The following is a 13271-nucleotide window of genomic DNA, read 5'->3' on the forward strand; positions in this document are numbered from 1 at the left end:
CGGGCTCCCGGTGGCCGGGCCCGTCCCGCCGATCAGAGGCAAACGCGGCCAACCGCTGCGCCGTCCGAAGCACCTCTACGCTGACCGCGGCTACGACCACGAGAGCTGCCGCGACCAAGTCCGACGGTTCGAGATCACCCCGCACATCGCCCGACGCGGCACCGAACATGGCTCCGGGCTCGGCATACACCGCTGAGCCGCGGAAGGCGCCATCGCGCTAATGCACTGGCTCCGCCGCCTACGCATCCGCTGGGAGATCCGCGACGACATCCACCACGCCTTCATCACACCCGGTTGCGCCGTCATCTGCTGGCGACGACTGAGGACCTCGCTCTGATTCCAGTCCAAAGTAAGGTGACATCCCCTGCCGCGAACTCGCGCCAAGTACAAGGAGGCGGAATGCTCGCCAACTCGTCGGCGCTGGCGGCCGGAAGGCGTCATTCGGTGGGACGGCGCTGGGACGGAACCGTTCTCGCCGTGGGCAATACCGCAGCCGCTGAATGTCGTGTCGAGCGATGGGAAGACGTCGTCGCCGTGGCAGCCGGCAACGTCCATACCGCGACGAACACGGGCAGGTCTCATACGGTGGGACTCCGGTCGGACGGCACGGTGCTGGCAACGGGGTGGAATGGCGATGGGCAATGTGATGTCGCAGGATGGCGAGGCATCACGACCGTGGCCGCAGGCTGGCGCCGCACACTTGGGCTGCTCGCGAATGGCCGCGTGCTAGCAGTCGGCCGGAGTTCAGAAGGACAGTGTGACGTGCAGTCCTGGCGCGAGATGGTCGTCCTCTCGTGTGGTGACTGGCACTCGGTTGGCGTCCGGTCGGACGGTTCTGCACTGGCCGCGGGGAACAACCGACGAGGGCAGTGTGCCATTGAAGGGTGGCGTGACCTGGCCGCCATTTCGGCCGGGTATCTCCATACCGTCGGCCTCAGAGCCGACGGGCGGGCAGTCGCGACCGGAGACCGGGCAGCCGGGGCGTGCGAGGTCGATGACTGGGAAGACGTGGTGGCGCTCAGCGCGGGCAGCTACCACACCGTCGGGGTTACCGCGTCCGGACGGGTCCTCGCAGCGGGAGACAACAGCCACCGACAGTGCGAAGTCGGCGATTGGCGCGACATTGTCGCCGTGGCGGCCGGTTCAACGCACACCCTTGGCCTGCGTGCCAACGGCACAGTCGTGACCGCAGGGAACAATGCCGACAGACAGTGCGAAGTCGATGCCTGGTCCGGAGTCCAGCTTCCATAGCCCTCACGGAAGAGCCTGTGGCAGTTGGCGTTACGGCCCCCTCGGCCAAGCCCAGCCCGAAGGCGCCCGAGCACAACGACGGCCACAGCCACTGAGCGTCTCGGGGGGTTGGTCCGGCGAGTCCGTATGAGCCCCCCGACTCCAGCCAGGTACGACAGGGGCACCTGCTGCGGCATCCGGGGCCGTGCCCGCCAGGAGGGTCATGGGCGCGGCGTGGCGAGGGCGGGGCGCTCGGGGCCTGGGTCATGATCGGCTGCGTGAAGACTTCCGGCCGTCTGGCCGCCCTCGCGGTCGCGGGCCTGCTCGCCGCACTCCCCGCGTGCTCGGAGCCCGACGGCCGCGGCGGCGGTGGGACGGGGGTCCGTACGGGCGCGGACGCGAGGGCGGGTGCTCGTGCCGGCGCGGACACCACTCGGACGGCGGCACCTGGCACGGTGTTCCGGGGCGGGCGCCCCGGTGCCGCTGGCGCCGGTGACCCGTACTTCCCGGAGCTCGGCAACGGCGGCTACGACGTCACCCACTACGCCCTGACCCTGGCCTACGACCCCGGCAGCGGCCGCCTCGAGGGCACTGCGGAGATCACCGCGAAGGCCACCGAGGACCTCAGCGCCTTCAATCTCGACCTCCTCGGCCTGGAGGTGCTGAGCGCCACCGTCGACGGCCACAAGGCGCGGGTTCGGCACGACGGGCAGGAGCTGACCCTGCAGCCGCGCGATCACCTCAGGAAGGGCGCCGCCTTCCGCAGCGTCGTGCGGTACGCGGGCACGCCGGAGTCGATCACCCATGACCACGGGTGGCGCGAAGGCTGGCTGAGGACGGACAACGGAGCGGTCGCGTTCGGTGAGCCGAAGGGCTCGATGTCCTGGTTCCCGGGCAACCATCACCCCTCGGACAAGGCCTCGTACGACATCACCGTCACGGTCCCCAAGGAGGTGCAGGCGATCTCCAACGGGCTGTTGCGCACCCGGCGCACCAGCGGCGACCGCGCCACCTTCCACTGGCACCAGGCCGAGCCCATGGCCAGCCATGTGGCGACCGTCGCCATCGGCAGCTACGACATCAGGACCTCCCGGACCCGATCGGGCGTCCCGGTCGTGTCGGCGATGGACACGACCGCGAGCGTGGACGAGGACGGAGCGGTCCTCGGCAGGTTCCCCGAGATCATGGAATGGGCCGAGGGGAGGTTCGGTCCCTACCCCTTCTCCGCCGCCGGGGTGATCGTCGATCAGGCGGCCGACGTGCCCTACGCCCTGGAGACCCAGACGAGGCCGACCATTCCGGCCGGCATCTTCCACGTCACCAACGTGGTGCACGAACTGGCCCACCAGTGGTTCGGCAACTCCGTCACCCCGCGCACCTGGCGGGACATGTGGCTCAACGAGGGCTTCGCGACCTACGCGGAGTGGCTGTGGACCGAGGACCACGGCGGGGCCAGTGCCCAGGACCACTTCGACCGCAACCACGCCAAGGCTGCGGACGACGACGAGTGGGACTTCCCGCCCGCCGAGCCGCCGAGTGCCTCGGACATCTCCGGCCAGCCGGTGTACGTGCGCGGCGCGATGGTGATCCACAAGATCCGCCAGGCCGTGGGCGACGAGGCCTTCCGCACCCTGGTGTGGGGCTGGACCCTGCGCCACCGCCACGGCCATGCCTCCACGGACGACTTCACCGCGTACGTGGAGGCCAGGGCCGGCCGGGACCTCGACTCGATCTGGGACGCGTGGCTCTACGGCGACGGCAAGCCCGAGTGACGGGGCCGACGCGGTGTCAGGTCCTGATGCGCCGGCGGGCCGTCTCGACGAGCTTCATGTACTTCTCCCAGTTCCACACCGGCCCGGGGTCGTCGTGAGTGGACAGCGGGACCTCGACGTGGCCCAGAATGTGGTCCCGGTCGACCGGCACGTCGTACTTCGCGCAGATCGTGGCCGTGAGCACGGCGGATGCCTCGTACATCTGGTCGGTGTAGACAGGCTGATCGGTCCAGCCTTCGTGCTCGATGCCGATGCTCCGGTAGTTGTACCAAACGCTGCCGGAGTGCCAGGCCACGTCGCGCTCGCGCACGCACTGGGCGATCCGCGTGCCGGTCGTGCTGATCACGTAGTGCGCCGACACCCTCTCGGCGGGGTCCTTGAACTTGGTGAACATGATCGGCAGGATGTCCGTTGTCAGGTGAATGACGACGTATTCGATCGGATACGCCTCGGGACGGTCGGAGGGCGTGTAGTTGGACTCGGAGGCTTCGATCCAGACGGCGGGAGCGTAGTCCACCGAGGGGTCCCTTCGCAGGGTCGCAGGCGGCCCGGCGGCGACGGGGGCCTTGCGCACGGGGCGCGGCAGTGCCGCCTCCGCCTTCTCCTCGGGCCTCATCAGCCGGGGCAGCCCGACAGCGGCCAGAGCCGTGCCCGCCGCGCCGGCAGCACCCCACAGCAGCCGTCGACGGTTCAGCGGGCTGTCTTCCATGGCCACTCCTCATGAGGTCGAGCAGGCAGGCAGAGGATGACGCGCCGCGTGTCGTGGCATCACGATGCCCAGGCGGAACGTCCCGAAATCTGATGCTTCACCAGTGCCCGCACCCCGGCAAGCCGGTCGTCCACCACTCGGCGCACACCCTCACCCCTGGGGCCCGGAGCGTCAGTGCGCGCCCCAGCCGCCGTCGACGGGGAGTGAGGCGCCGGTGATGTAGCCCGTGAGGGGAGCGCAGAGCCACACCGCCAGCGCGGCCACCTCTTCCGGTTCGATCAGCCGCTTGATCGCGGTGCGTTCCAGCAGTACGTCCGTGACGACGGCCTCGGGGGCGATGCCGTGGGCGGCGGCCTGTGAGGTGATCTGGTGCTCGACCAGGGGGGTGCGTACGTAGCCGGGGTTGATGCAGTTGCTGGTCACCCCGTGCGGGGCGCCCTCGAGGGCGGTGACCTTGCTCAGGCCCTCCAGGCCGTGCTTGGCGGCGACGTAGGCGGACTTGAAGGGGCTGGCCCGCAGGCCGTGCACGCTGGAGATGTTCACCACCCGGCCCCAGCCGGCTTCGTACATGTGCGGCAGGCACTGCCGGATCAGCAGGAAGGGCGCGGTGACCATCACCTTCTGGATCAGCTCGAACCGGGCCGGCGGGAAGTGCTCGATGGGCGCCACGTGCTGCAGCCCGGCGCTGTTGACCAGGATGTCGACCTCGTCCGGCAGTGCGCGCACCGCCTCCGCGTCGGCGAGGTCCACGGTGTGCGGACGGCCGTCGACGGCCGTGGCCACGGCCCTGGCCGCCTCGGCGTCGACGTCCACCACGTGCACCAGGGCCCCGGCCTCTGCCAGCGCCTGTGCACAGGCCCGCCCGATGCCGCTGGCGCCCCCGGTCACCAGGGCGGTGCGCCCCGAGAGGTCCACGCCGCCGGCACCGTGCGCGAAGGATCCGGGAGTCGCGCGAAATTGGCTCGTCATGGCCGGAACGCTAGAGACGCATCGCCGGACATCCCATGTGCACGACCACCACAGTGGGCCGCGCGGCAGTGTGACCCGACGCCATGCCGGCCCGGACGAGACGAGCTAGCGGTAGCCGGTGGTGTCCGCCGGGAGGTCCGGGTCCTGGACCTCGACCATGTAGCGCCAGGCGTCCGGGCGGCTGCCGTCGAGGTCCGTGAAGCCGTAGACGCGCGCGAGCTGCCCGCTCGAGAGGGACTGCCCGTTCCAGCGCGCCACCTCAGGGTCCGCGGCGAGCGCCGCGACCGCCCGGCCCACGTACGACGGGGTCTCGGAGATGGCGAAGTGCGGAACCTTGGTCAGGGCGTCCCGCCAGTTCTCCTCCGTCACCCCGAAGTTGTCCAGCATCATCTCCGAGCGCAGCCAGCCCGGGGTCAGCGCCACCGCCGTGACCCCGCGCGGCCCCAGCTCGTGACCCAGCGCGAACGCCATGCGCAGGACCGAGGACTTGGCGATGTCGTAGAAGAAGGAGACCCGGTAGCGGCTCGCGTTGTACTCGGCCGTGCCGTCCGTCATCTCCACCACCAGGCCGCCCGGCTCGCGCAGCATCAGCGGCAGCGCGAAATGGCTGGTGACGGCGTGGGTCTCCACCGCCAGCCGCATCAGCCGCAGCCCGTTGTCCAGGTCGTGCTCCCAGACCGTGCTCTCCCATTCGAAGAGCCGCTCCCCGCCCCAGACGTCGTTGACCAGGACGTCGAGCCGGCCCTGCTCGGTGTCGATCCGCCGCACCAGCGCCTCGACCTCGGCCGGCACCAGGTGGTCGGCGACCACCGCGATGCCCCGGCCGCCCGCCGCCGTGACCAGCTCGGCGGTCTCCTCGATCGTCTCGGGGCGGTCGTACTCCGAGCGGCGGCCGGCGGTGCTCCTTCCGGACACGTACACCGTCGCGCCCTGCGCCCCCAGTTGGACCGCGATGCCGCGGCCCGCTCCCCGCGTTGCCCCGGCCACGAGGGCCACCCTGCCTTCGAGAGTCCGCTGTGTTTCCGGCATGGGCCGACCCTACGACGGCTGCCCCGCCCGCGTCCCCCCGGACACGGCGACCGCCGTCAGGGACAGCAGCAGCCCGCCCGCCGCCAGGCCCAGCGCCTGGCCCGGCCCCCACAGGGTCCAGGCCGCGCCGAAGAGCAGCGAACCCGCGAACCGGGCCAGCGCCTGCGCGGTCTGGAGCACCGCGAGCCCGGTCGTCCGCAGTCCGGCCGGGAGCAGCGGCCCGGCGGCGGCCATCAGCACCCCGTCGGTGGCCGCGTAGAACAGGCCGAGCAGGGCGAGCACCCCCGCGACCAGCGGCGCCCCGGCCGGTACCGGGGCCAGGAGCAGCAGGCAGGCGCCGAGGAGCAGCACGTGCCCGCCGAGGAAGACCCGGTGGCGCCCCAGCCGGTCGGCGAGCCGGCCCACGGGCAGCGCGGCCAGCAGGAACACGGCGGCCGTGCCCACGGGCAGCAGCGGGAAGTGCGCGGCCGACAGGTCGAGCCGGCGCTGGAGCAGCAGGTAGAGGAAGGCGTCGCCGACGGTGAACAGGCCGAGCACGGCAGCCGTCAGGCACAGCCGCCGCAGGCCGGAGAGCCGGAGCAGGGTGCGTACGGGGGGCGGCGGGGTCCGGGGCGCGGCCGGGGCGGGCGCGGGGGCCTCCCGTACGAAGAGGGCGAGCAGCACCACACCCAGCACGGCGATGCAGCAGCTGACGGTGAACACGGCCTCGTACCCGTCCACCGCCACCCACAGCACCCCGAACGCGGCCAGCGGCCCCAGCAGTGCGCCCGCCGTGTCCAGCGCGCGGTGCACCCCGAAGGCGCGGCCCTGCTCCTGTGGCGGGACGGACAGCGAGATCAGCGCGTCGCGCGGGGCGGTGCGCAGGCCCTTGCCGGTCCGGTCGGCGGCCAGCACCGCGGCGACCGACCAGGGGGTGGTGACGGCGAGCAGCGCGGCCTTGCACACGGCGGAGAGCGCGTAGCCGGTGCCCGCGACGAGCTTGCGGCGGTGGGTTCGGTCGGCGATCCGGCCGCCCGCGAGGCGCAGCAGCGCGGTGGCGCCCTGGTGAAGCCCGTCCAGGGCGCCGAACGCCAGCGGGGACATGCCGAGTCCGGCCATCAGGTACAGCGGCAGGACCGCGGTGACCATCTCCGCGGAGACGTCCGTGACCAGGCTGACCAGTCCGAGCGCGAACACCGTGCCGGGGACGGCCCGCAGGGGGCCCTTCGGAGCCGGGGTGTCCCCGGCGATGTCCGCGGCCCGGCTGGTCGACAGGTACACGGATGCCTCCTCGGGAGCGGCTAGAACCAGTTGATGGTGAGCGGGAACGCGGCGGTGACCGTGGTGCCGGTGGTGTCGGTGACCGTCGCCGTGATCTGGACCGTGCCGCTGCCCCAGGGCTTGCCGGAGATGCGTCCCGAGCCGGCGTCGACCGTCAGGCCCCAGGGCAGGCCGGTGGCCGCGTACCGGTAGGCGGGCTTGCCGCCGGTGGCGGCGAGCTGGATGGTGCAGGACTGGTTGAACTTGCAGGTCTGCGGGCCGGGGCTGGCCAGCTTCAGATCACCCGGAGTGGGGGTGGGGGTCGGCGTGGGGGTCGGGGTCGGTGTCGGGGTGGGGGTGGGGGTCGGCGTGGGCGTGGGGGTCGGGGTGGGCTCCGTCGAGGTCTCGAACACCTCGGTGATCGGCTGGACGTTGGCCGCGTTGCCCGCGTGCGTCGCCGTGCCGAAGAGGTCCTCGAAGGTCCGCAGCAGGTGGTGGTGGTTGAAGGCGGTGGCGTACTTGCCCGTCTTGACCTTCGCCCCGTGGAAGACGGTGGCGATCTGGTTCGAGCCGAGGTAGTTGTCCTCGTCCCAAGTGAGCACCAGCAGGCTGTTGTTGGCCTTGGCCCACTGGGCGTAGGCGTCGAAATTGTTCCTCGTCCAGGTGTCTCCGGTGTTCACGGAGCACGAGTGCATGTCGTTGCACTGGTTGGGGACCACGAAGGAGAGGTGCGGCAGCGCCGCGAAGTTGTTCTGCGGGAACTGCGCCCAGGTCTTGCCGGTGTTCAGCGGCACGTTCTTGAAGGCGAACCACGGGTTGTGCTTCTGCGCGTACTGGCCGTTCGTGCAGGCCGTGGACCCCTCGCTCGGCAGGTCCTCGTTGTACGTCGCGAAGGTCTTGCCCGCGGCGATCAGCTCCTGGCCGAGGTTCGGAGCCGTCATCGACTGCGGGGTGTAGCAGCCGTCGCCCGTGATGCCCTGGGTGGCACCGGAGAAGAGGTTGAAGTAGTTCGGCTGGCTGGGGTGGGTCAGCGCCTTCATGCCGGTCAGGCTCGCGCCGCCGTTCGCCAGCTGGTTGATGTACGGGGCGTTCGCGCTGCCGATGATCTCCCCGTACTGCTTGTTCTCGTACACGACGACCACCACGTGGTCGTACGTCGGCAGCGCGGCCGCGGCCGCCGCTGGAGCGGCCGGAGCGCTCTGCGCCGCCTGCGAGTTGGCCACGGTGAAGGCGCCCAGCAGGCCGAGCGCGCCGAGCCCGGCCACGAGCGACGACCAGCGGGTCCGGCGTCTCAGCTCGGCCCTGGACGAGGGTGATGGTGAGGGGGTGGGCATGGGTGTTTCCTCCCTGTCGTGGGTCCAGCGACCCGGTGTCATTCCTCGCGCCGCGCCGCACCGGCCACGGCGATGTTCAGGAAGCGCGGTACGGGCCGGCCCCGGCCGCGGAAGTCCTCCGCGACCGCGGCCCGCACCGCCGTCAGTCGTGCCTCGGGCAGCAGCACCAGTACGCTCCGCCCCGGCCGGGGCCCGGGCTGCCAGGCGCTCAGCGCACCGGCCCGCCGGGCGCAGGACACCGCCCGGGCCAGTTCCCGCGACCGGTCCGCGGCCTCGCCCCGGACGGCGACCAGGACCAGCCGCGCCCCCGAGGACGCCGGATCGAAGGGCACGTACCGCTGCCGCCTCCGGGGCTCCGGACCCACCAGCAGGGCCCGGCCCGGCCGGGCGAAGAGCACCGAGCGGCGCAGTCCGTCGTCCCCGTCGGGCAGGGCGTCGGCCAGCAGCCGGGCCAGGTCCGCGCGGTCCGGCCGCTCACCCGCCGCCGCGTGCACGTCGGCCACCGCCAGCGCCACCGCGCACTCGGCGGGCTCCGCCGTGGCCAGGCCGGCGGCCCCCGTGAGCGAACCCTGCACGTGCAGGTCCGTCCCGCCGGGGCCGTGACCGGCGCGGGCCAGCGCCCGCAGCACGGTGTACGGCCGCACGGCCCAGTCGGGTGCGGCGGGCGGCGGCCCGGACAGCGTCAGCGGCAGATCGCAGCTGTCCGCGGGGTGGGCGAGGGAGCTGAGCCGCACCAGGCCGTCGGTGCGCGGGGCCGCGGCGGCGGCCGTGGGCCAGCCGGCCGCCGCTACCAGCCCGGGGGAGCCCAGGTGGAAGGCGTACGGCGCGCTCCACACGGCGGTGGGGGGCCGTCCGTGCGCGGCCTCCAGCGCGTAGGCGACGAGCCGGAACAGCGGATCGGCGGTGGCCCGCCGCGCCAGGTTGCCTCCGGCGGGGCCGGGGGGCTCCGTCCCGCCCGGGCGGAGACCGGGGCTCCGCCCAGGACCCCGCGCCTCGAACTCCCTCGGACTCCGTCCGGGGGTACCCCCAGGCGAGACTGGATGTGCGGCACCCGCGGTGCGCGGCCCGGGGGCTTCCGGGGCCGTCACGGGACGTCCTTGCGGGCCAGCATGCGGTAGGCGTTGCCGCCGTCCGTGCGGTGGGCCGCCGCCGTGCGCAGGGCGTCGAGTGCCGCCGCGCCCGCGAACGCCGGCAGGACGGCCAGCCGGACGGCGTGGGCGAGGGCCCGGGCGCCGGCCGTGGCCGGGGGAGCCCACGGGCGGTCCGGGTCCGGGGCCAGCCGCGTCGCGGTGAGCGCCACCGCGCCGAAGAAGTCGTTGCCCTGGTGGGCCGGTCCGTGCTCCTCGGCGAGGACGGTGAACCCCCGGTCGGCGAGTGCCTCGCGCAGGTTCGCGGCGGGCACCAGGTGCTGGTGCTGGGGCTGGAACCAGGGCAGCCACGCCGGGCCGAGCAGCCGCGCCATCCGTGATTCGGGGTCGGGCAGCTCGATGGTCAGGAACCCGCCGGGGGCCAGGACGGCGGCCGCCGCGTCCAGTTCGGCCAGCGGATCCCGGGTGTGTTCCAGGTAGTGGTACATGCTGACCACCTCGTACTGGCCCGCCAGCTTCGACGCGAACTCCGGGAACTGGCCCTGGTATCCGGTCTCCACCCAGCCGCGGCGCTCCGCCTCGCGGACCCCGTCGCCCATGTCGAGCCCGTCGAACCGGGTCCGCGGCCAGACGGCCCGCGCCGCGTTGCAGAAGTGGCCGTGCCCGGTGCCCACGTCGAGCCAGGACAACGGCTCGGCGTGCGGGAGGAGCATCTCGGCCCGCCCCCGGTAGGCGGCGCCCAGCCTTCCGAAGACCGTGCCCGCGCCCTCGCCGCCGCGCCCGTCGTAGAAGTCCCGGTAGTAGAACTCCAGGCCCTCCGGGGTCAGTCGGGGGTTCTGGAAGACGTGCCCGCACTCCCCGCACTGCTCCAGGGTGAAGAGGCCCGGCTTGCCCTGGAGCAGGTCGGGCACCCGGACCCGGACGGCGAGTCGGCCGGAGCCGCACCACGGGCAGTCCGGGCGGCGCGGTTCGAGGAAGTGCGCGACGCCGGCGCCCAGTTCGGCCCGATAGGCGGCGGCGCGCGCGGTGTCCCGCGCGTGGTCCTCGCCGGTCGCGTCCCGGCCGGCCGCCGCGGCCGTACGCAGGGCGGCGCCGAGGGAGCGCAGCGGCCGGGCCGCGGTGGCCCGGGCCAGATCGGCGGGCCGCAGCGGGGAGCCCGGCCCGCCCAGGGCGAGGTACGGCTGGAGCCAGTACAGCCCGGCCGCGGCCGCGCCCCACCGGCCCTGGCGCAGTGCGACACCCGCCAGCAGCGCCAGCCCGCCGAGCTGTGCGGCGGCCAGCGCCCCCGGCGGCAGCCCCTGGGCCCGCAGCTCGGCGACCCGCGCCGGTCCCCGGGGCTCGTCGGGCGCCCCACAGCTCAGGCCGGGGGCGATGGCCAGGCCCGTCGCGTCGGCGGCGTACTCCTTCAACCTGCGGGTCAGCGCCAGGAGTTCCGCCGGCTGCGGGCGCGGCCCGACCGGATCCACCCCTGCCCGCGCCAGCACCTCCTCGGCGACGAGAACGGCGAACCCGGCCCCGCGCCCCTCGCCGAGCCGGTCCCACCGGTACCGGGCGGGATCGACCAGCCGCAGCAGCCCCAGCGCCCGCTCGGCGGCCAGGTCCGCGGGCAGCAGGTCCAGCACCCGCAGTCCCTCCCCTTCGGCGTGCGCGCAGGCGGCGAGGAAGGTGGCCGCGTCGGGCTCGACGCCGCGGGCGGTGAGCAGCCGCCATCCGGCCGGCCGCGGCACGCCGGCCGCCGCGGGCGGGGTCACGGGCAGCACCGGGATCGCCCGCAGCCGGCGCCCGGCGCGTACGGTGCCCGCGGCGAGTGCGGCCAGTAACACCGCGGAGGTCCACCGGACCCGGGAGAGCGGGGGTGGCGTCATAGCAGTTTCTCCAACCGGTCGGCCGCGGCGGCAGCCCCGCCCGCCGCGGCGAATGAGGCCTGGATCCGCCGGGCTGCCCGGCGGGGGCCGGGATCGTCCAGCACGGCCGTGAGCGCGTCGCGCAGTTCCTCGGCCCGGGTCCTGCCGAAGCGCACCCGGATTCCGGCCCCGGCCTCGACCACCTGCCGGGCCACGATCGGCTGGTCGTCCCGGATCGGGGCGACGACCAGCGGCAGCCCGTGCGCGAGGGCCTCGCAGACGGTGTTGTGGCCGGCGTGGCAGACCACCGCGTCCAGGTGCGGCAGCAGGTCCAGCTGCGGCACGCTCTCCTGGAGCAGTACGTGGCCGGGCACCGGCCCGATCAGCGCGGAGGGCGCCGCCAGCACGAACTGGACCTCCCCGGCGAGCCGTTCGGCGGCTCCCAGCACCGCCCCGTAGAAGCGGGCACCGGCCTCCTGGTTGAGGGTGCCCAGGGACACCAGCACCCGCCGCCGCGCCGGGTCCAGCCGCTGCCAGGGGAAGCCCGGAGGGACCGGACGGGCCCCGAAGGCCGGTCCGACGTAGGCGTGGTGCGCCGGGAACTCGCCGGCCGTTCCGACGAGTTCGGGGGTGGAGAAGACCAGGACCAGCCGCTCCGAGAACCGCGGGTCCCAGCCCCCCTGCTCCCGCGCCGCGTCACCGAACTCCGCGAGCAGGCCGGAGACCTGCCCGGCCACCCACTCCCCGACCTTCGGGAAGTCGGCGAAGGGCCGGGTCAGTTCGGCCGAGGTGCTGGCGGAGGTCGCCCACGGGACGCCGAGCCGCCGGGCGACCAGCGGCCCGGCCAGGGCCTGCTGGTCGGCGACCATCACGTCCGGCCCGAACGCCCGGACGGCCCGTTCCACCCCCGGCACCATCGCCCGGGCCAGCGGCACCAGCGCCTCCTCCCACAGGAACCGCAGCGCCCCCACCCCGCGCAGATCCCGCCAGCGCTCGTGCAGCGCCGCGTACCCGCCGCCCGCCTCCTCGCCGGCCGGCAGGATCCGCGCCTGCGCGGGCAGCAGCCGGGCCAGTGCGGAGGCCGGCCCGGCCCAGGCGATCTCGTGCCCCCGGGCCGCCAGTTCGGCCCCGACGGCCACGGTCGGATTGACGTGCCCCGCCAGCGGGGGCACGGTGAACAGCACCTTCACCGGACCAGCGCTCCCGCCCGCGGCCGTACCGCTGCCGCCGTCGTCGTCGTGGCGGTCGGGTTCGCCGGAGCCGGTGCGGCCGTCGCGTCGAGATGGGCCAGTACGGACTCCCGCAGCACCCCGCTGCTCTCCTTCAGCACGTCGTGCCCCAGGTCCGGCAGGATCCGCAGCGCGCCCCGCGGGGCGTGACGGGCCAGCTCCCGGGCCCCCGGCACCAGTTCGGAGTGCTCGCCGCAGACGGTCAGGACCGGGCAGCGCAGCCGGGCGTAGTCGGCCGGGGTGAAGGCGCGGCTCGCGGCGATGTCGTCGATGAGCGTGGTGCGGTTGAGGAGGGCGTCGGCGATGGCCGTGAGGTTGGCGGCCTTGCGCAGGCGCAGGGTGAGCAGCTCGGCGGGGACCGGGCTGTCCTCCAGGCTGAGCGCGGCCGCCGACAGGGTGTCCACCATGTTCTCCACCCACGCCCCGCCGAGCGGGGGTTCGAGGAGGGTGAGCCCGGCGACGAGGTCGGGCCGGGCCAGGGCGGCGTGCAGGGCGAGGGTCCCGCCGTAGCTGTTGCCGACCAGGTGGACCGGGCGCTGCCCGAGGCCCAGCGCGCCGAGCAGGGCGAAGAGGTCGCGTACGGCGGTGCGGCCGTCGTAGCCGGAGGCCGGGCGCTCGGTACGGCCGTGGCCGCGCAGGTCGTAGAGGACGGCCTCGTGCCCGGCCCGGGCCACCGGCACGGCCAGGGGGCAGTAGAAGGAGGAGAGGTTGTCGACGACCAGCCCGTGCAGGAAGACCACGACGGGGCGGTCCGGGGCGTCGGCTCCGTCGGCGGCCGGGAGCCGCTGGACGTGGAAGCGCAGGGAGTTGGCGAGGACGACGGCCATG

Annotated in this window: 11 protein-coding genes; 2 read left to right on the forward strand and 9 right to left on the reverse strand. The window is 73.8% G+C overall.

Going from position 1 to position 13271, the window contains the following annotated elements; all coding sequences use genetic code 11:
* Positions 1-399: 399 nt before the first annotated feature.
* Both ACIPYQ_RS23425 and ACIPYQ_RS23430 read left to right on the forward strand, forming a co-directional pair.
* Positions 400-1251, forward strand: coding sequence for an RCC1 domain-containing protein (locus tag ACIPYQ_RS23425; protein ID WP_401254323.1), 852 nt, complete (start codon positions 400-402; stop codon positions 1249-1251).
* 257 nt (positions 1252-1508) lie between these two features.
* A complete protein-coding gene (locus ACIPYQ_RS23430; RefSeq protein WP_401254326.1) occupies positions 1509-3002 on the forward strand; it encodes a M1 family metallopeptidase in 1494 nt (497 codons plus the stop codon).
* A gap of 16 nt (positions 3003-3018) precedes the next feature.
* Here ACIPYQ_RS23430 and ACIPYQ_RS23435 read toward each other — a convergent pair whose 3' ends face one another.
* From ACIPYQ_RS23435 to ACIPYQ_RS23475, 9 genes are all read right to left on the reverse strand, one after another.
* On the reverse strand, positions 3019-3711 hold the full coding sequence (locus ACIPYQ_RS23435) for a peptidoglycan recognition family protein (protein ID WP_362241289.1): 693 nt from the start codon (positions 3709-3711) through the stop codon (positions 3019-3021).
* A 171-nt stretch (positions 3712-3882) separates the two neighbouring features.
* Positions 3883-4680, reverse strand: coding sequence for a 3-hydroxybutyrate dehydrogenase (locus ACIPYQ_RS23440; RefSeq protein ID WP_401254330.1), 798 nt, complete (start codon positions 4678-4680; stop codon positions 3883-3885).
* Between the two features lie 105 nt (positions 4681-4785).
* Positions 4786-5709 carry an SDR family oxidoreductase gene (locus tag ACIPYQ_RS23445; RefSeq protein ID WP_362241285.1) on the reverse strand — a complete coding sequence of 308 codons (924 nt, stop codon included), beginning with the start codon at positions 5707-5709 and terminating at the stop codon, positions 4786-4788.
* Between the two features lie 9 nt (positions 5710-5718).
* Positions 5719-6969 carry an MFS transporter gene (locus ACIPYQ_RS23450; RefSeq protein ID WP_401254333.1) on the reverse strand — a complete coding sequence of 417 codons (1251 nt, stop codon included), beginning with the start codon at positions 6967-6969 and terminating at the stop codon, positions 5719-5721.
* Between the two features lie 20 nt (positions 6970-6989).
* Complete coding sequence (locus ACIPYQ_RS23455; RefSeq protein WP_401254336.1) at positions 6990-8282, reverse strand: alkaline phosphatase family protein; 1293 nt, start codon at positions 8280-8282, stop codon at positions 6990-6992.
* A gap of 38 nt (positions 8283-8320) precedes the next feature.
* The gene (locus ACIPYQ_RS23460; RefSeq protein WP_401254339.1) at positions 8321-9370 is read right to left on the reverse strand and encodes a galactokinase; all 1050 of its coding nucleotides are present in this window, start codon (positions 9368-9370) and stop codon (positions 8321-8323) included.
* A complete protein-coding gene (locus tag ACIPYQ_RS23465; RefSeq protein WP_401254341.1) occupies positions 9367-11235 on the reverse strand; it encodes a methyltransferase domain-containing protein in 1869 nt (622 codons plus the stop codon). The genes ACIPYQ_RS23460 and ACIPYQ_RS23465 overlap by 4 nt, the downstream gene beginning before the upstream one ends.
* The gene (locus ACIPYQ_RS23470) at positions 11232-12398 is read right to left on the reverse strand and encodes a glycosyltransferase (protein ID WP_401255027.1); all 1167 of its coding nucleotides are present in this window, start codon (positions 12396-12398) and stop codon (positions 11232-11234) included. The genes ACIPYQ_RS23465 and ACIPYQ_RS23470 overlap by 4 nt, the downstream gene beginning before the upstream one ends.
* A gap of 2 nt (positions 12399-12400) precedes the next feature.
* Positions 12401-13270 carry an alpha/beta fold hydrolase gene (locus ACIPYQ_RS23475; protein ID WP_401254344.1) on the reverse strand — a complete coding sequence of 290 codons (870 nt, stop codon included), beginning with the start codon at positions 13268-13270 and terminating at the stop codon, positions 12401-12403.
* Between the last annotated feature and the right edge of the window lies 1 nt (position 13271).

The organism is Streptomyces sp. NPDC090045, assembly GCF_044747975.1.
Taxonomy (GTDB): domain Bacteria; phylum Actinomycetota; class Actinomycetes; order Streptomycetales; family Streptomycetaceae; genus Streptomyces.